The 17,604-nt window shown below is 73.0% G+C and carries 13 protein-coding genes; 7 read left to right on the top strand and 6 right to left on the bottom strand.

Annotation, left to right across the window (positions count from 1 at the left end; genetic code table 11):
• Window positions 1–47: 47 nt before the first annotated feature.
• Window positions 48–1,460, bottom strand: a complete 1,413-nt coding sequence (locus tag ACI1MP_RS28130) for a hypothetical protein (protein WP_404869740.1) — start codon at window positions 1,458–1,460, stop codon at window positions 48–50.
• A gap of 225 nt (window positions 1,461–1,685) precedes the next feature.
• Between ACI1MP_RS28130 and ACI1MP_RS28125 the strand changes: the two genes are divergently transcribed.
• The 3 genes from ACI1MP_RS28125 (at window position 1,686) to ACI1MP_RS28115 (ending at window position 3,664) form a co-directional block, all read left to right on the top strand.
• The gene (locus tag ACI1MP_RS28125) at window positions 1,686–2,189 is read left to right on the top strand and encodes a hypothetical protein (RefSeq protein WP_152645135.1); all 504 of its coding nucleotides are present in this window, start codon (window positions 1,686–1,688) and stop codon (window positions 2,187–2,189) included.
• 111 nt (window positions 2,190–2,300) lie between these two features.
• On the top strand, window positions 2,301–2,990 hold the full coding sequence (locus ACI1MP_RS28120) for a DUF3105 domain-containing protein (RefSeq protein ID WP_380343271.1): 690 nt from the start codon (window positions 2,301–2,303) through the stop codon (window positions 2,988–2,990).
• Window positions 2,987–3,664: a DUF305 domain-containing protein gene (locus tag ACI1MP_RS28115; RefSeq protein WP_369880205.1), complete on the top strand. Its 678-nt coding sequence runs from the start codon at window positions 2,987–2,989 to the stop codon at window positions 3,662–3,664. Before ACI1MP_RS28120 ends, ACI1MP_RS28115 begins: the two co-directional genes overlap by 4 nt.
• Before the next feature lie 126 nt (window positions 3,665–3,790).
• Here ACI1MP_RS28115 and ACI1MP_RS28110 read toward each other — a convergent pair whose 3' ends face one another.
• Window positions 3,791–5,239 (bottom strand): MFS transporter, encoded by a 1,449-nt coding sequence (locus ACI1MP_RS28110; protein WP_404869739.1) that lies wholly within the window; start codon window positions 5,237–5,239, stop codon window positions 3,791–3,793.
• Window positions 5,240–5,383: 144 nt separating this feature from the next.
• Here ACI1MP_RS28110 and ACI1MP_RS28105 point away from each other — a divergent pair, with 144 nt between their 5' ends.
• A complete protein-coding gene (locus ACI1MP_RS28105; RefSeq protein WP_404869738.1) occupies window positions 5,384–5,881 on the top strand; it encodes a MarR family winged helix-turn-helix transcriptional regulator in 498 nt (165 codons plus the stop codon).
• A gap of 797 nt (window positions 5,882–6,678) precedes the next feature.
• Here ACI1MP_RS28105 and ACI1MP_RS28100 read toward each other — a convergent pair.
• A complete protein-coding gene (locus tag ACI1MP_RS28100; RefSeq protein WP_404869737.1) occupies window positions 6,679–9,852 on the bottom strand; it encodes an AfsR/SARP family transcriptional regulator in 3,174 nt (1,057 codons plus the stop codon).
• 435 nt (window positions 9,853–10,287) lie between these two features.
• On the opposite strand from ACI1MP_RS28100, the gene ACI1MP_RS28095 reads away from it, so the two are divergent.
• Window positions 10,288–12,237: an NB-ARC domain-containing protein gene (locus ACI1MP_RS28095; RefSeq protein WP_404869736.1), complete on the top strand. Its 1,950-nt coding sequence runs from the start codon at window positions 10,288–10,290 to the stop codon at window positions 12,235–12,237.
• Window positions 12,238–12,244: 7 nt separating this feature from the next.
• Here the strand turns inward: ACI1MP_RS28095 and ACI1MP_RS28090 are convergent, their stop codons facing one another.
• From ACI1MP_RS28090 to rsgA, 3 genes are all read right to left on the bottom strand, one after another.
• A complete protein-coding gene (locus ACI1MP_RS28090; protein ID WP_404869735.1) occupies window positions 12,245–12,760 on the bottom strand; it encodes a methylated-DNA--[protein]-cysteine S-methyltransferase in 516 nt (171 codons plus the stop codon).
• Window positions 12,757–14,355, bottom strand: a complete 1,599-nt coding sequence (locus ACI1MP_RS28085) for a DNA-3-methyladenine glycosylase 2 family protein (RefSeq protein WP_404869734.1) — start codon at window positions 14,353–14,355, stop codon at window positions 12,757–12,759. The genes ACI1MP_RS28090 and ACI1MP_RS28085 overlap by 4 nt, the downstream gene beginning before the upstream one ends.
• 82 nt (window positions 14,356–14,437) lie before the next feature.
• Window positions 14,438–15,520 carry a ribosome small subunit-dependent GTPase A gene (gene rsgA / locus ACI1MP_RS28080; protein ID WP_404869733.1) on the bottom strand — a complete coding sequence of 361 codons (1,083 nt, stop codon included), beginning with the start codon at window positions 15,518–15,520 and terminating at the stop codon, window positions 14,438–14,440.
• Window positions 15,521–15,987: 467 nt separating this feature from the next.
• Between rsgA and ACI1MP_RS28075 the strand changes: the two genes are divergently transcribed.
• On the top strand, window positions 15,988–17,244 hold the full coding sequence (locus ACI1MP_RS28075) for a hypothetical protein (protein WP_404869732.1): 1,257 nt from the start codon (window positions 15,988–15,990) through the stop codon (window positions 17,242–17,244).
• A complete protein-coding gene (locus tag ACI1MP_RS28070; protein WP_380343295.1) occupies window positions 17,235–17,588 on the top strand; it encodes a hypothetical protein in 354 nt (117 codons plus the stop codon). The genes ACI1MP_RS28075 and ACI1MP_RS28070 overlap by 10 nt, the downstream gene beginning before the upstream one ends.
• Window positions 17,589–17,604: the final 16 nt, after the last annotated feature.

Here is a 17,604-nt window from a genome sequence, read left to right as displayed (position 1 = left end):
GCCTGCGGCGTGCCCCCTCGGCCGGACGCCGCTTCGGCTCGTGGGCGTCAGTCCGTCCAGACCGCCGCCGCGGTGCGGTCGTCGGCGTAGCCCTTGGCGCGGACCTGGATCTGGCGGAGGAAGTCGACGGTGCCCGGGGGGTGGGGGTGGGCCCAGTGGCTGGAGAGGAAGTGGGCGACGGCGGGTTCCTCGGCGATCGGGTCGGCGAGGCCGGGGGTGCACAGGAGCAGGATGTCGCCGGCGGTGGCGGGGACGAGGCGGAACCGGAAGGGGCGGAGGGCGGGACGGGCCGCCGGGGGCAACGGCGGCTGGCCGTCCGGGTGGTGGAGCAGACGGGCCGCGTAGGCGTCGATCCAGTGGCCCGAGCGCAGGAGGTAGAGCCCGCCGGGGCCGGTGCCGAACGCGGCCCGGTGGGTGGCCGCCGGGTCGGTGGACATCAGCAGGCAGTGCAGCGACGCGGTCTCCTCGGGCGGCAGCGCCTCCGCCGGCGGAACGTCCTCTACGCTCCCGGTCTCGCCGCGCAGCCGGGCCGCCGCTTGGAGGGCGATCCGCTGGAGGCCGTACCGCAGCCGGTCACGGGCGCCGGCCCGCAGGTCGGCGGCGAGTTCGGCGCGGCTGCGCCCGATCGCTGCCGCCAGTTGCCTGGCCGCGTCCGTCGCCGCGGCGGAGCCCCATCCGGCGTCGGCCGGTCGGGCGGGGCCCGCGAGGACGGTCAGCACCAGCCCGTCCTCGGCGTCCCCGAACCGGACGGTGAGCAGCGCGTCGCGTCGCGGTTCGCCCCGGTAGCGGGCGGAGTCCCCGCGGATCGACACGGCCCGCAGGGTGGTCGTCGCGAACCGGGCGCCGTCGACGGCCGTGTCCGGCACGATCGCGCCCAGGGCGTCCGGGTCGCTGACCGGCAGCGCGGTCGGCTCGGCGGCGTACGTCGGCGGCCGCTCCCCGACGTGCGGCACGGTCGGCGTCTCCGGTTCCCGCCACGGCGCACCGCGCTCCGACGGCGGCGCCGACGGGACCTCGGGCTCCGGCGCCGCCTCCGCCCGCGGCGCCTCCGCCCGCGGCGGCTTCGCCAGGACGGGCGGTTCTACGACCGGCGGTTCTACGACCGGCGGTTGGACGACCGGCGGTTCGACCGAATGCGGCTGCTCGTCGCGCGCGCCCCCGTCGGGCGCGTCCTCGGTGGGCCGGAGTTCGGGCCAGGCGGCCTCGGCCCAGCTGCGCTGCGGCGGTACCGCGTGCGCCGTGTCCGTGTCCGGGTCGGTGCCGGTCGGGGGCGGGGTGTCCTCGGCGGGCCGGTGCCGGGGGTCGAAGAGGCCGGCGGCGGCGGTGAACCAGTCGTCCACGGAGGTGGTGTCGGCAACGGCGTCGGGAGTGTCGGGGAGGGTGCCGGCGGGGCCCGTGTAGACGGTGTGCCACCAGGCGTCGTCGGATCGGGTCGGCCCGGGTGCGCCCTGCTCGTTCAACTGACGGCTCCTGATCGATCCGTGGGAATGCCGGACGTGACGTCATTCTTCCGAAGCACAACGGCGCTGTCCGGGAATCGGAACATCGCACCGACGCACGGGGGAGGTTCCGGCCACCGGCGGTCCACTGACGGGCTCGAATGAGCCACGGCAATGGCTCCGGGACGGAAATTCGGAGCCCAAGGGGGGCATCGCTTCACCCGATCGGCTGATTAATATGTGCGCATGACCGCGCCAGGACTTCGCACTCGTCCCGGAGGAGGGACCGCGTACGCGGTGCTCCGCCCGGTGGCGATGCTGTGGGCGGTCCTGCTGGCCGCGCTGCTGGCGCTGCTGCCGTGCACGGCGAACGCCCGATCCGCGGGCTCCCCGCCGGCCGGGGCCGTCACGTCCGTGCGGGCGGTGTCGACCGTCGTCCCGGCCGCGATCGCCGTCCCGGACCGGGCCGGCACTCCCGCCGGCCACCAGCACGCGCTGGCGCCGGAGAGCTCCGGCGTGCTCATCCTCTGCACTGCGGACGGCCCGAACCGGCTGCCCGGTCACGGCTGTTCCAGCCACTCCTTCTGCGGCCCGGAGTCGCAGCTCCCGAACGCGCCCCCTCAGCCCGGCGCGGTCGTCCTGCCGCAGTTGGTGGCCCCTCCCGCGTCGCCCGCCGTCCCGGCGGCCGACGTCCGACCGGCGCCGCACCATGCGCCCGACCTGCACGCACTCCAGGTTCACCGGTCCTGAGCGGAACCCACCGCCGACCCGTTCCCCGGTTCCCGGGCGGTCGGCGGCTCCGCTGCCCCAACCTCACCGCAGACCGCCGTGCGCCGCACGGCGGGGACAAGGACATCATTCATGGGTTCCGCCTCCAAGCAGTCGTCCCAGCCGACCGGCAAGCAGCCCAAGCCGGGCAGCAAGTCCGCCCAGCAGGCCGACCGCCGGGCCCGGATCGCCGAGCTGCGCGCCGTCGAGCAGCGCCGTGAGCGCCGCAACAAGTTCCTCACCATCGGCATCTCCGCCGCCCTGGTGCTCGCCATGATCGGCGGCGGCTCCTGGCTGGCGCTGGACGCCAAGCACAAGAAGGACGCGGACGCCGCGGCCGCGAAGGCGCCGATCGACGGCGTCAAGACCTGGGACAAGCTGTCCCGCAACCACGTCCAGACCGAGGTCAAGTACGACCAGACCCCGCCGGTCGGCGGCGACCACAACCCGGTCTGGGCGACCTGCATGGGCACCGTGTACGACCAGCCGGTGAAGAACGAGAACGCGGTGCACTCGCTGGAGCACGGCGCGGTCTGGGTCACCTACAACAGCAAGGCCGGCGCGGACGACATCAAGGCGCTGAGCGAGAAGGTCAAGGCCACCCCGTACAGCCTGATGAGCCCGTACCCGGACGAGCAGGGCACCATCACGCTGAGCGCCTGGGGCACCCAGCTGATCGTCGACTCCGCGCAGGACCCGCGGATCGAGAAGTTCTTCACGAAGTACGTGCAGGGCCCGCAGACCCAGGAGCCGGGCGCCTCCTGCAGCTCGGGCGCGATGTGACCGGCGACCAGGAGTCGACGGCGGAGCAGGCCCGGTCCGGCGGCCGCAGCCGCCGGAAGCTGTGGTGGCCGGCCGCGCTGGCGGCGGTGGTCGCGCTCGGCCTCGGGGTGCCCGCGCTGGTCTCCAGCGGCACCCCGGCGTCCGGGAGTTCCTCGTCCGCGCCGAGCACCGACTCGGCGGAGGCCGGGTTCGCCCGCGACATGGCCACCCACCACCAGCAGGCGATCGACATGTCGTTCATCGTCCGCGACCGCACCCAGGACCAGGCGGTCCGCACCCTGGCGTTCGACATCATCAACACGCAGGCGAACCAGCGCGGCATGCTGATGGGCTTCCTCGATCAGTGGGGCCTGACCCAGGCCAGCGCGGCCAAGCCGATGGCCTGGATGGGACACACGTACGAGGCGCACGACGGTTCGCTGATGCCCGGGATGGCGACCAACGCCGACCTGGACCGGCTCCGCACGCTCAGCGGCCGGGACGCCGAGGTGTTCTACCTGCAGCTGATGCTCGCCCACCACCGGGGCGGGATGGACATGGCCCAGGCGTACGTGGACGCGGCGAAGAACGACGTCGAGAAGCGGCTCGCGCAGACCATGGTCAACGGGCAGCAGGCGGAGATCGACCTGATCAGCAGCATGCTGACGGAGCGCGGCGCGAAGCCGACGCCCTGACCCTCCGAGCACCAGGGGCGCCGTCCGGGACCACCCGGGCGGCGCGCCCCTGCTGTCGTACCGGTGCCGTACCGGCGGCGCTTCGGCGGGCACAGAGCCGGACCGCCGACACCGCCCGGCGGTTCCTCAGCGGGCGGACAGCCGGGCCGCCAGCACCGCGACCGCGGCGAGCAGCAGCAGGACCGCCCGGCCGCCGGACGCCGCTCCGGCGAGGTGGACGGCGAGCACCGGCAGGGCGGTGCCGAGCGCGGTGCCCAGGCTGCGCACCATGTTCACCAGGCCGCCGCCGACGGCCGAACTCTGCGCGGGTATCGCCCGCATCACCAGGGCGTTGTTGGCGGGCAGCAGCAGCCCGAGCCCGTAGCCGGCCGCCAGCAGCGGCCCCACCGCCGCGCCGGCGCCGGGCGCGGGCAGCACGGCGAGCACCAGCAGTCCGGCCGCGGCGAGCAGCGCGCCGGCCCGGCAGCGCACCGCGTCGCTCCAGCCGCGCGGCAGCAGCCCGCCGCCGACCGTGGCGGCCAGCGCGAACGCCGCGGGCAGCGCGGTGATCACCACGCCGGCGGTGGCGGCGGGCACGCCGCGGCCGGCCAGCACCACCGGCTCCAGCACCAGCGGGCAGAACAGCAGCAGGTAGCCGATCAGCGCCACCACCAGCCCGGCCCGGATGCCGGGGGTGTTCACCAGCCCGGGCGGGACGATCGGCCGGTCCGCGCGCCGCTCCTGCCGGACCAGCCCGGCCGCGGCGAGGACCGCGAGCACCGCCAGCGCGGCCACCGCCCACCCGGGCAGCGGCAGCCCGGACGCGGCGGACAGCGCCAGCAGCAGCGCGGTGGACGCGCCGGCCAGCAGCAGCAGTCCCGCCAGGTCGAAGCGTCCGCCGGCGTCCTTCGAACGGGCCGGGCGGGCCGGGCGGCGGCCGTCGGGGAAGGTGCGCGGCAGCAGGAACCAGCCCGCCAGGATGCCGAGCACGCCGATCGGGACGTTGACCCAGAACGCCCAGCGCCAGGAGGCGTGGGTGACCAGCAGGCCGCCGAGGGTCGGGCCGAGGGCGAGGCCGAGGGCCTGGGCGGCGGCCTGGATGCCGAGCGCCGTGCGCATCGCCCGTTCGGGTACCCCCCGGGCGACCAGCGCCACGCTGTTGGCCTGCATCATCGCGCCGCCGACCGCCTGCACCGCGCGGCAGGCGACCAGCACGGCCAGGCTGCCGGCCAGTCCGGCGCCGAGCGACGCGGCCGCGAACACCGCGAAGCCGCCCAGGTACATGGTCTTGCGGCCGACCAGGTCGGACAGCCGCCCGACCGGGGCGAGCAGGGCGACCAGCACCAGCAGGTACGACAGCGACACCCACTCGACGGCGGCGAAGCCCGCGTCGAACCGCTGCTCCAGCGCGGGGAACACCAGCGAGGTGACGCTCGCGGTCAGCTGGCCGAGGAACGCGCCCAGGCAGACCGTGCCGACGGCCAGCCAGTGCGCGTGCCGCCAGCGCGCGACGGCGCGCGGGCGCGGGCGTTCGGCGCGCTGCAGGGCGTCCTGCAGGGTGTCGAGCAGCCGTGGGGCGAGGGCGGGTTCGGCCATGGTCCGAATATATCGGCCGCAGACATAATCGCTCAAGGACTCTTTCCGGAGCCGAGCCATCTGGTTGCGGCCGACAACCGTTCCCGCTGGTCACCGAACGGACGGCGGACAGCACCGACACCACCTGGCGCTACGCTGTCCGCCATGTCCTCGCAGCCCCAGCCCGCGCCCGGCCCCCTCGCACCGGACACCGACGCACTCGCCGGGGCCCAGCAGCTCACCGACGTGATCACCCGGCTGCGCCGTGCGCTGCGCAGCTCGATCCGGTCCGAGTTCCCCTGGGAGGCCCTGCCGATGGCCCAGGTCGAGCTCCTCCAGACCCTCGCCGTCGCCCCCATGCGGGTCGGCGAACTCGCCGCCCGGCAACGGCTGGCGCCCAACACCGTCAGCGGCCTGATCTCCAAGCTCCTAGACGCCGGGCTGGTCGACCGCCAACCCGACCCGGGCGACCGCCGCACCGCCCGGATCGCCCTCACCGAGGCCGGTCACCAACAGCTCCGCGACTGGCAGAGCGCCCACGAACGCCGCCTCGCCGCCGCCCTCGCGGGCCTCACCCCCACCGACCGCGAAGCCGTCATGCACGCCCTCCCCGGCCTCGACCACCTCGCCCACGCCCTGGCGGGCACCGACCCGGCCCGCTGACGCTGCACCGGAGATCCACCCGCCCCGTCACCGACCACGTCCGCCCCGACCGAGGCTGCACCGCGTGGCGGTCGGGCTGTTCATCGATCGACCGGGCCGCACGTCGGCGCCCGCCCCGGCTCCGCGGCGCCGATCGCGATCTCGCTCAAGCTGTCCGACTGCGCCGAGGGTCCGAGTTGGACGAATCGCACCCGGCGCTCAATGACGGGGGCCATGGTGCCGTTCGCCCTCCGTCGCAACCCGGGGCCGTTCACTCGCCGTCGCCGACGCCCCCCTGGATCCGGCCGCTCCCCGACGCGGCGCCGCCCGGCCGACCCCGTTCGCCGACCGGCCGTCTCCGCTGCTCACCGGCGCCGCCGAAACGCACGAGGTCCGGTCCCACTCGGGGACCGGACCTCGTCACGCCCGGCGGCGCCGGCTTCGGAGCACTCCTGCCGCTAGGCCGCGCCGCCGGCCCCCGGGGGGACCGTGGCGACCAGCATAAAAATCGGTATCCATCCCAATGCCAATGCCGCCACTGCGTACAACAGAGCTCGCAACCCGCGCCCATTGGGCGAAAGTCGAGACAGGGGAGCGTCGCTCGAGGCGCGCAAAGACATACGTGACATAGCCATTTCCGCCCGGACAGGGTTCAATACCCTTGCTGCGCAAGGGGGTTCGTTTCGAACAACCTAACCCCTCGGCGGCTATTCCATCAACTCGATGGGGATGGCATGACTCTCCGGGCCATTCGAGCGAAGGGCTTGAACGGTGTGCCCGTGACATGACACTCGGACCGATCGGTTTCGGTTGCCTTCCTATTTTGACGGAATTGGCCCCGCAAGGATTTCCGCAGCCCTCCGAAGGGCTTTCTCCGCCCGACTCTCCTCGCCCTGCCGGGCGAACGACTCAGCCAGCGCCTCCCATCCGAGCGCCTCCTCCTCCCGGATCGCCGCCAGACGGGCCCGTTCGATCGACTGCTCCAGGTGGCATCGGCCGTGAGCGGTGGTACCCATGACTTCCTCGACCTGACCCAGCGCCCTCAGTGCAGCCACCTCCTCCCGGACAGCCCCAATCCGCACCGCCAGATCGAGCGCGCTGGAATACTGCTCGGCCGCCTCCGCGAGGTCGCCGCAGAGGAACCTGACCCTTCCCAGCTCGGTTCGTGCGTCGATTTCGTGGCGGGCGTCGCCGAGAAGGACGAAGGAATGCGCGGCGGAGTCCAGGAGGTCGGCCGCGCGACGCGATTCCTTGGGAATGTCGAGGGTCAGGGCAAGATTGAGTCGAACGGCGGCGAGATCGGCGGTGGAGAGATACCCCATGTCGAGATCCATCAGCGTCTCGAACGAAACTCTCGCGGCAGCCCTGTCCCCGCTGCTCAATTGCAGGCCACCCAAATTGTTCAGGAGCTGGACAGCGCTTCTCGAATCCTTCAGTTTCCGAAACACCGGAAGCGCTTCCCGGAGGGCCCGCATGGCCGACGGGTGGTCGCCGAGCAGGGTGTGGAAAATCGCCAGATTGTTGAGACTCCGCGCCAGCGGCCACTGGTCGCCGATCGAGCGGCGCACGGCGAGCACCTCCCGCTGGACCTCCAGCGCGGTGGTGAGATCGCCCTGCTGGCAGTGCACTTCGGCCAGCCGCTCGAACGCGTCGGCGCGAACGAGCATGTCACCGAGGGTGCCTGCCAGGGTGACCGCGCGTTCCGCACACCTGGCTGCCGCCGGATAGCGGGCGAAGCGGAGTTCGATCCGAGCCAACGCCACCAGGACGTGCGCCTCACGTTGCCGGTGGCCGACTCGCCGCTCGAACGCCGCCGCCGCGCTGTGCATCTGATGGGCTTCACGCCACAGGCCGGCGCCCTCCAGGTGGGGGGCGAGCAGATGGGAAAGCCAGGAGGCCTCGGCATCGGCGCCATCTGCCCTCAACTGCCGTTCCATGGCGATCAATCCGGGGATCTCTGCGCTCAGCCATTTCGTCGCCGCCGCCTCGTCCCTCCAGTCCGGGTGGCCGGAATGATCACCCGTGCCGCGATCAAGAAAGTCGGACGGTGGGGGCAGCCGGAAGCGGTGGGGCCAGACCACTTGATCGACCCCGCGCGCGGCGGAAGCGGCGAACGCGGCGAGTCTTCCGAGCGCCTCGGACTGCTCGCCCGACATGTCTGTACGATTCGCGACGACTCGTCCGAACTCACCTACAAGGTCCGGTAATCCGAATCTTTCGGGCGCGATTTCCGTGATCAGATGAACGTTCAGGAGCGCGTCCAGCACTCGTTCGACCTCGGCCGGCGGGCAACCGATCAAGGCCGCCGCCTGGCAGGTGCCGAACTCGTCGCCCGGATGCAGGCACAGCCTGCGGAAGGCCGTCTGGTGATCAGCCTGCAGGGCTTGGTACGACATGGTGAAGGCCCCCTCCAGGCTGTCGAGGGCGTCGTGCAGCTCGCCAATTCGCCCGTCGGCCCGGGACAGTCGCTGAATGAGGTGTTCAAGAGTCCACGTCGGATGGGCCCGGAAGCGGCTGGCCGCCAGATCGAGAGCGAGCGCATGTCCACCGCACAGCCGAGCCACTTCCGCGATCCCGGCGGCCTGCTCCGGTGCCGAGACTCGGCTGCCGCCCGCCAGTTTCCGGAACATCTCCCCTGCGGGCCGCGGGGCGAGCTCGCCGACGGTCATCGTCCACGCCGAACGGAGCTCAGCCATCCGATGCCGACTGGTGACCAGGACGAAGGACGCCGGTGCGGTCGGCAGCAGCGGCCGGACCTGGGCCGGTCCGGCGGCATCGTCGAGCACCACCAGGGCTCGCCGTCCCGTCAACAACTCGCGGCAGCCTGCCAGCAGTTCTTCCGAGTCGAGAGGGATCTGCGGGGCCGGCACCCCGAACTGGCGGAGCAGTTCCGTGGCGGCCGCCTCCGGGCTCGGCAGGGGTCTGCTGCCGGCGTGGGCGCCAAGCGGTACGAACACCTGGCCGTCCGGGAAGTCCTCGCGCAGGCGGTGCGCCGCAGCCAGTGCCAAGCCGGTCTTGCCGGCTCCCGCCAGCCCGGAGATCGCGACCACCGGAAGGGCGGTCGAGCGGGAGCCGACCCGGTCGACGTTCCGGGCGATCGCCAGGATCTGCTCCAGTTCCTTCTCCCGCCCCACCAGTTCCGGCTCTGCGCGCAGGGTGGACGGCGGTCGGGCGATGCCATGACCAGTCGGCCCGCGGGCCGCCACGGGGCGGCGCACCAGGTCGGAGGCAGGTACGCGCCGCAGGATCCGCTGGTAGATCTCGTCCAGTGCTTCTCCCGGCCTGGTTCCCAGGTCGTCGTACAGCCGCTGGCTGATCTCGCGGTAGACGCTGAGCGCCTCCGCCGTCCGGTCGCAGCCGTACAGCGCGGTCATCAGGAGGACGGAGATTCGCTCGTTCCACGGATGATCCGCAGCGAGGGCGATCAGTTCCGGCACCACATCGGTGAAGCGACCCAGGCGGAGCTCGATCTCGGCACGCGTGAGCTCCGCGGCCAACTTCCGGTCGGCCATCAGGATGCGGGCGGACCGTGCCCATTCCCCGGGCAGGCCCGCAAGTGGATCACCCTGCCACACGTCCTCGGCCTCCCGCAGGAGGGTCAGCGCGCGCCTGTCGTCACCGGCCTCGGCCAAGGTGGCGGCCCGGTCCGCCAGTCGACGGAAGTGATGCCAGTCCACCTGCTCCGCTCCCGCGCGCAGCACGTACGTACCGGAGTGGAAGGCGATCTCGATGGGCTGGGACAGTCCGCGCGCGGCCTTGGAATCCGTTTCCCGGAGCGCACTCCTGAGCCTGGAGACGTGACTCTGAAGGGTGGCAGTGGCGGTGGCCGGCGGTTCGCCGTCCCAGATGCGGTCGGCGAGGACGGACGGGCTGAGCGGCCGTCCGAGATCCAGGGCCAGACAGGCCAGGAGGGTTCGCATTTTGTGCGAGCGGACGGGGAACGGCGCCCCCTCGACAGCCAGCCCGACAGTCCCCAGAAGATGGATGTGCATGGACAAATGCCTCCCGTCGTCTGTTCTCCGGACGCGCAGGAGGCGAGCATGGCATGAGCAGGAAAGGCCTGCTATACCACCGCCTGGTTCCTGATCTGCGGGTTTCCAAATAGCCGTAGCCGCTTTGAAACTGATGTGGTATTTGCGTCCGATGCCCCACAACGGCCCGATCCCACGTCATGTCCCAGCACACCCCAACCGGCCTGAGGAGAAGCAGAGTTGGCTCACGGATCGGACGCCTCGTCGAACTCCCCAGCTCAGCACGGTGGAGGAAGTCGCAACAGCATCGAAGGGCACGCGATGATCAATGGAGTCGCGCTTCAGGCAGGCTCCATTCAAGGGGGCGTGCACGTTCAAGTTCACGCTCCGGCGCAGCTTCCAGTGCCTCATCAGCTTCCACCCGCCCCCACGCACCTCCCAGGGCGGCAGCGGGAGTTGGCCGGACTCGACGAACTACTGGAAGCCGGCGGCAGTCGGCGGGGGGCGACCGGGCTCGTACTGGTCCTCAACGGCCCGGCGGGGGTCGGCAAGAGTGCGCTGGCTGTCAACTGGCTGCGCTCTCACGCCCAACGGTTCCCGGACGGAACGTTCTACGTCGATCTGCGGGGCCACACCGTCGAGGATCCCGCGGATCCCGGCGAGGCACTCGGCCAGTTCCTCCGCGCACTCGGCCACACCGCAGTGCCCGCAGACCTCGCCGAGGCCAGCGCATTCTGGCGGTCGGCCACCGCACAGCTCCGCATCGCGGTCCTGCTCGACAACGCTGCCACCGCTGCTCAGGTCAGACCATTGCTGCCGAGCTCCGAACAGGCGGTGACCGTCGTCACCAGCCGCACCCGTCTCACCGGACTCGCGATGGACGGCGCCGAGCTGCTCCCCGTCGGACTGGTGGACGCGGCTGCCGCCGCCGCGATCCTCTCCAGGTGGGTCGGCCCCGACCGGATCGCCGCCGAACAGCTGGCCGCCGACCAAGTGGTGGACCGGTGCGCGGGCCTCCCGTTGGCGATCTGCGTGGCAGGCGCCCGCATGGCGGCACGTCCGAGACAACCGCTGTCCGCCACGGCCGACGCGCTCCGGCCGGAGAGGGACCGGTTGACTGCGCTGCGCCTGGACCGCGAGCGATCGGTGCACCGCGTTCTCGATGCCTCGTACCGTCTGCTGGAGCCGACTGCCGCCGAGTTGTACCGATTGCTCGGGTCGCTCCCGGTCCGGGAGTACACCCTGGAGATCGCCGGAGCGGCGGCCGAGCTGCCGCTGGCGGAGGCGGACCTGCTGCTGGACGATCTCGGCGAGGTGCACCTGTTGGAGGAACTGGGCGACGGCCGGTACCGGTTCCACGACCTGGTCCGGCTCCACGCCCGGGAACGCGGGCAGGCCGAGGACCTGGTCGAGCGGCGCGAGGCTGCGGTGCGCCGGGTCGGCGAGCACTACCTGGCGGCGGCGACTGCGGCCGAGGCGCTGATCATGCCGAGCCATCGCTTCCTCGCCCGGGACTACCTCCAAGCTCCCCTGCACGCCCCGGAGTTCACCGAGGAGGCGGAGGCGCTCGGCTGGTTCGACCGGGAACGCGAGCAGCTTTCCGCCGTACTCAGGGATGCCTCCCGGAGTCACCGGTACACCCTGGTGTGGCAGTTGGCCGACGCGATGCAGCCGATGTTCATCCGCCTCCGGTCGCAGGCGCTCCAGTTGGAGGCCCACGCCCTGGGATTGGACGCCGCCCGGAAGGTCGGGGACCGGATCGCCGAGCAGTGGATGCTGACCTCTGGCGGGCAGGGGCTGCGCGGCGCCGGTCGGGTCCGGGAGTCCGCCCAGTGGTACGCGGACGCACTCGTGGTGGCCCGGGGGAACGGGGACCGGAAGGCCGAGGCGCAGGCGCTGACGGGGCTCGGGCACGCTCACCGCATTCTCGGTGAACCCGACTTGGCGCGGGGCCGGTTCGAGCAGGCGCTGGTGCTGCGGGAGGCGCTCGGCTACCGGCGGGGCGTCGGCCTGATCCGGGTCGCGCTCGGCGAAGTCGCGGTGGACGTTGCGGACGAGGCGGAGGCGGTGCACCAACTGTCGATGGCCATTGAGGACTTGACGGCCGTCGACGACCTGTACGAGGCGGCCCGGGCGCAGGCGACCCGGGCCAGGGCCCATCTGCTGGCCGGGCGGTACGACCGGGCCCGGGCCGATCTGGCGGCTTCCCGGACCCGGTTCGTCGCTGCGGGCTCGATGCACTGGCAAGCCCGGACCGACGAATGGGCCGGCGAACTCGCCCTTGCACAAGGCGACTTCGATGCAGCCCGGGATCTCTTCATCGCCTCGCGGGAGCTGTACCTGGGCATCGCCGCGCCGGACGCAGCCCGACTCGCCCGGCGGATCGAGGAGCTGCCGACGGGCTGATGCGGCGTCAGAACAGCTGCCCCGAATCCTCGCTGCTCTCGTGGGCGAGGAGCCAGCGCTTGGCGTCGATGCCGGCGGCGAAGCCGGTGAGGTTGCCGTTGGCGCCCATGACGCGGTGGCAGGGGCGGATGATGAGGAGGGGGTTGGCTCCGACGGCGCCGCCGACGGCGCGGACGGCTCGGGGGGACTGGCCTGCGGCGTCGGTGAGTTGGCCGTAGGTGGTGGTGGTGCCGTAGGGGATGTCGTCGAGGGCGTCCCAGATCCGTTGGCGGAACTCGGTGCCGACGGGGGCGAGCGGCAGGTCGAAGGTGGTGCGCTCGCCGGCGAAGTACGCGGTGAGCTGTTCGACGGCGGGGGCGAGCGCCTCCGCGTCGGGCTGCCAGTCGGCGGCGGGCTCGGCGAGCGCGCCCTTCTGGCCCGGGGCGGTGACGGCGGCCAGGGCGAAGCCGTGCTCCTCGTCGAGGGTGCCGCTGAGCAGCAGGGTGCCGAGCGGGCTGTCCATGGTGGTGAACACAGTGGTCATGCCGGTTCCTTGCGGGTGTCGCGGGTGGTCCGGGCCTTGGCGGCGCGGTTGGCGTGGTGGGCCCCGGCGGCCGACCACAGGTGGTGCAGGGCGTAGGAGCGCCAGGGCGCCCAGGCGGCGGAGCGCTCGGCGGCGCTGCGCGGGTCGCCGCTCTCGCCGAGGGAGCGCAGGCCGTCGCGGACGCCGATGTCGGTGGGCAGGAAGACGTCCGGATCGGCGAGGGCGCGCATCCGCAGGTAGCCGACCGTCCACGGGCCGATGCCCGGCAGGGCGAGCAGGTCGGCGGCGGCCTGCTCGCGGTCCACGCCCGGATCGAGCCGGACGGTGCCTTCGGCGAGGGCGGCGCACATGCCGAGCAGCGCGCGGCGGCGGGACTGCGGCATCTTCAGGTGCTCGGGATCGGCGGCCGCGAGGGCGGCGGCGGTCGGGAACAGCAGGCGCAGGCCGCCGTCGGCGGCGGGCAGCGGAGTGCCGTACGTCTCGGCGAGCCGGCCGGCCAGGGTGCGGGCCGCGGCGACGGTGATCTGCTGCCCGAGGACGGCGCGGACGGCGAGCTCGTGCGGGTCGACGTGGCCGGGGGAACGCAGTCCGGGCCGGGCGGCGGCGAGCGGGGCGAGCAGCGGATCGGTGGCGAGCCGGCCGTCGACCGCGTCCGGGTCGGCGTCCAGGTCGAACAGGGCGCGCAGCCGGTGCACGGCCGTGGTGAGGTCGCGCAGGTCGCTGAGGGTGAGCCGGCAGTCCAGCCAGCCGCGGGTCCGCGGGTCGTCCGGGGCGAGGCCGTCGACCTCGGCGATGCCGTGCCCGTACGGCAGGGTCAGGGTGCGCCGGTAGGTGCGGGTGCCGGGGTACGGGCCGGGGACGACCTCCTCGACGCCCGGGACGGCTCGCAGCGCGAGGAAGTCCAGCAGGTGATCGGTGTCGACGGCGCCCCGGTAGGCGAGCCGCAGGGCGAGCGAGCCGGCCGCGACGGGGGAGCGGCGGTGGCCGCCGTGCTCGGTGCGCAGCGTGCTGGGGGTGCGGTCGTAGACCTCGCGGATGGTGTCGTTGAACTGCCGCACCGAGGCGAAGCCCGCCGCGAACGCCACTTCGGTGACCGGGAGTTGGGTGGTCTGCAGGAGCAGCCGGGCGGTCTGGGCGCGCTGCGCGCGGGCCAGTGCGAGCGGGCCGGCGCCGAGTTCGGCGATCAGCTGGCGCTGGAGCTGGCGGGCGCTGTAGCCGAGCCGGTCGGCCAGGCCCGCGACGCCCTCGCGGTCCACCACGCCGTCGCCGATCAGCCGGACGGCCCGGCCGACCAGGTCGGCACGGTGGTTCCACTCGGGCGAGCCCGGCACCGAGTCGGGCCGGCAGCGCCGGCAGGCCCGGTAGCCGGCGCCCTGGGCGGCGGCCGCGGTCGGGAAGAACGAGCAGTTGCTGCGCTTGGGGGTGGTGGCCGGGCAGCTCGGACGGCAGTAGATGCCGGTGGTGCGGACGGCCGTGAAGAACACCCCGTCGAAGCGGGCGTCCCGGCTGTGCACGGCTCGGTACCTGTTCTCGTCGTCGATCACACCATCCAGTCTGCGCCATCGCCGGGGCCACGACTGGCGGGAATCGGACATCGCCGTACTACGGTCCTGAGCCGGGCGGTCGGCACTGCCTCCGCCCGCCCCGGAGTCACCCGAGGCGGGCGGCAGTCGGGTGTCAGGGCCGGTACGAGGTGCGGGCCGCCTTGGTGCGGGACTTGTGGTGGCGGGCGCGTTCGGCGCGGAGGCGGGCGTCGGTGCGGGAGGCGATGAAGGCGTTCTCGCGCTGGAGCTTGAGGTAGGACTCCCAGCGGCGCTCGGGGAGGGTGCCGTCGGTGAGGGCCTTGCGGACGGCGCAGGCGGGTTCGGTGCGGTGGGAGCAGTCGTCGTATCGGCAGCCGGCTGCGAGGGCGTCGATGTCGGCGAAGGCGAGGTCGATGCCCTCGCCGCCGAACAGGCCGACGCCGCGGAGGCCGGGGGTGTCGATGATGGCGCCGCCGCCGGGGAGCGGGACGAGCTCCCGGGTGGTGGTGGTGTGGCGGCCCTTCTCGTCGACGCTGCGGACCTGCTGGACCGTCATGGTGTCGGTGCCCGCGAGGGCGTTGGTGAGGGTGGACTTGCCGGCGCCGGACTGGCCGATCAGGGCGCAGGAGCCGGTGGTGAGGGCGCGCAGGGCGTCCATGCCCGCTCCGGTCTCGGCGCTGACCGTCAACACGGTGACCCCGGGGGCGACCGCCTCCACGTCCGCCCGGACGAATTCGCCGTCGTGCACCAAATCGGACTTGGTGAGGACGATCAGCGGGTCGGCCCCGGATTCCCAGGCGAGGGCGAGCAGGCGCTCGATCCGGCCCAGGTCGGGTTCCGCGGCGAGTGAGACGGCGATCAGGACGGTGTCGATGTTGGCGGCCAGCACCTGACCTTCGGAGCGCTTGTGGGCGCCTTTGCGGATGATCGCGGTGGTGCGGGACAGCACGGCGGTGAGGGCGGGCAGTAACCGGGCGGCCGGGTCGACGGCCACCCAGTCGCCCGTGCACGGGTTGTGGATGGTGTCGGCGCCGGTGACGGGCCGGGTGTCGGCGCGCAGTGTGGTCGGCTCGCCGGTCTCGGGATCGACGAGCAGCACGTCGCAGCGGCCCCGGTCGATTCGGGTGATCCGCCCGGCGAGCAAGCCTGCCTCGGCGAGCGGGTGGAAGTCGGCGGCCCGATCCTCGTCCCAGCCGAGGCCGGAGAGCGGGTGGGCAGCGGAAGTGGCGGAAAGCACGGGGTGAACCCTTCGGGGAACACGCGGCCCCGGCCGGACGACGGCAGTGTCAGCGTATGGGTGACACCGGTTCGAGGTCGGCCGCGGACCTGGGGGTACAGGACTCGGTGGTCTTCTGAACGCGGGGAACAACACCTGCAAGAACAGGCCTCACGGTCCTCACCTCCTCTGCTGCGACGCGCCTCGCGCACCCCACTCCGGGGCGCCCTCGATCGGCGTACGCCACGTTAGTACCCACCCGCCCCGGCCGCCACCGAATTTCCGCCACCCTTCGACGGATGCCGGAACGCCCCACCGGCGGACGCCAACACACCCCGACCGCCCAGAAGTTGACGCAAGGGTTCCGCAAGGATCCGCAAGGGTTCTCCAGCCGTCCCGCCACCGCCCGCGGACATTCCTTCCTTGCGGCGGTGCACGGGGCACCGCCGTCCGGTGGGAGGCCGGGAAGGACTAAGGGGGGATGCCTCGTGTCGTGGGCGACTCTGCCCGACTGCAAGCGGGTGCTGGCAGTGGTGCACACCGAGGTGTACGGCCGGCGGCTGCGCGAACTCTGCGAGCTGCTGGGATCGGATCTGCGGGTGCAGGTGGTCTTCACCGTCGCACCGCACGCGTTCAACGACGGGGTGGCCGCGTTCCTGATGGGTCTCGGCGGCACGGTGGTGCCGTGGGAACAGGCCGTGCGGACCGAGTTCGACCTGGTGCTGGCGGCCGGCTCGCGCGGCATCGAGCAATTGCGCGGCCCGCTGGTGCGGTTGCCGCACGGAACGGGGCACCTGAAGCTGACCCGTTCGCTGCCGCCGGTGGGCTCGGTCACCGGCGTCCGCGAGCAGGCCGCCGACCCCGGCCGGGCACAGCACGCACAACAGACGCAACAGGCGCCGCAGGAGCGGCAGGTGGCCGGCCTGGGCCGGGACTACCTGCTGTGGGAGGGCCGGCCGAACGCGGCGGCGTACGCGCTGGCGCACCGGGACGACCTGACGGAGTTGGAGCGGACCTGTCCGGAGGTGCTGCCGGTGGCGGAGGTGGTCGGCGACGGCGACCACGACCGGATCACGGCGGCGCTGCCGCGGCGGGCCGAGTACCGGGCGGCGCTCGGGCTGGCGGAGGGGGAGCAGTTGGTGCTGCTCTGCTCGACCTGGGGACCGAACTCGGTGTTCGGCCGGCTGGACGCGCTGCTGCCGCGGCTGGTCCGCGAACTGCCGGCCGGCAAGTTCCGCACCGCGCTGGTGCTGCACCCGAACGTGTCGGCGGGGCACGGCCGTTGGCAGGTCCGCCGGTGGGTGGACGGGGTGTCCGGCGGGTCGGTGTCGCTGGTGACGCAGGAGGTGGACTGGCGTCCGATGCTGGTCGCGGCGGACTACGTGATCGGCGACCACGGCTCGGTGACGCTGTACGCGACCCTCACCGGGGCCCGGATCCTGCTCGCCCGGTTCCCGCACCAGGACGTCAATCCGCGCTCGCCGGGCATGCAACTGGCGCTGACCGCTCCGGCGTTGGACCCGGCCCGCCCGTTGGCCGGCCAGCTCGCGTACGCGGACCGGGTGTACCGGCCGGAGGCGTACGCGGAGATCGGCGCCCGGATCTCCTCGGAGCCGGGCGAGTTCCTGCCGCGGATCCGCCGCCTGCTTTACCGGCTGCTGAACCTGGGCGAGCCGGCCTACCCGGCCACCGAGCCGCCGTTGCCGTTGCCCACCCCGCTGACCGGAGGCACCCGTTGGCAGTGACCGTGACGGTACAAGTACCCGGCCCGCCCGGCGCCGGGCCCCGGTACGACCGGCACGTGGCGGCCGGGGTCGACGAGCCGGCCCGGGTCCGACGCCTGGCGGACGTGCTGCACGGCGGGTCCCCGGAGACGGCGGAGCAGGTGTGGCGGCGTCACCCGGGCTGCGCGGTGCTCGCGGTGCCGGGCGAGGACGGGTCGGTGCACGTCCGATTCCGCGGCGGCGCGCTGACCGTCCGATGGGAGGAGCCGGCCGTCCACGGGGAGGACCGGGCCCCGGACGCGGCGGCGCTGGCCGGTTCGCTGGTGCACGCGCTGCTCGCCACGGGCGGTGCGATTCGCCGGTGAGACGGACAGGAGCCCC

This window comes from Kitasatospora griseola (assembly GCF_044999035.1).
In the GTDB taxonomy this organism is placed as follows: domain Bacteria; phylum Actinomycetota; class Actinomycetes; order Streptomycetales; family Streptomycetaceae; genus Kitasatospora; species Kitasatospora griseola.
Note: the sequence above shows the minus strand (reverse complement) of the source record. Positions and strands in the feature narration are given on the sequence as shown.

What these genes read in the sequence shown, in the direction of transcription:
- ACI1MP_RS28100 (WP_404869737.1), bottom strand. Translation starts at nt 9,852, where the DNA reads ATGCACATCCATCTTCTGGGGACTGTCGGGCTGGCTGTCGAGGGGGCG.
- ACI1MP_RS28120 (WP_380343271.1), top strand. Translation starts at nt 2,301, where the DNA reads ATGGGTTCCGCCTCCAAGCAGTCGTCCCAGCCGACCGGCAAGCAGCCC.
- ACI1MP_RS28110 (WP_404869739.1), bottom strand. Translation starts at nt 5,239, where the DNA reads ATGGCCGAACCCGCCCTCGCCCCACGGCTGCTCGACACCCTGCAGGAC.
- ACI1MP_RS28090 (WP_404869735.1), bottom strand. Translation starts at nt 12,760, where the DNA reads ATGACCACTGTGTTCACCACCATGGACAGCCCGCTCGGCACCCTGCTG.
- ACI1MP_RS28085 (WP_404869734.1), bottom strand. Translation starts at nt 14,355, where the DNA reads ATGTCCGATTCCCGCCAGTCGTGGCCCCGGCGATGGCGCAGACTGGAT.
- ACI1MP_RS28125 (WP_152645135.1), top strand. Translation starts at nt 1,686, where the DNA reads ATGACCGCGCCAGGACTTCGCACTCGTCCCGGAGGAGGGACCGCGTAC.
- ACI1MP_RS28105 (WP_404869738.1), top strand. Translation starts at nt 5,384, where the DNA reads ATGTCCTCGCAGCCCCAGCCCGCGCCCGGCCCCCTCGCACCGGACACC.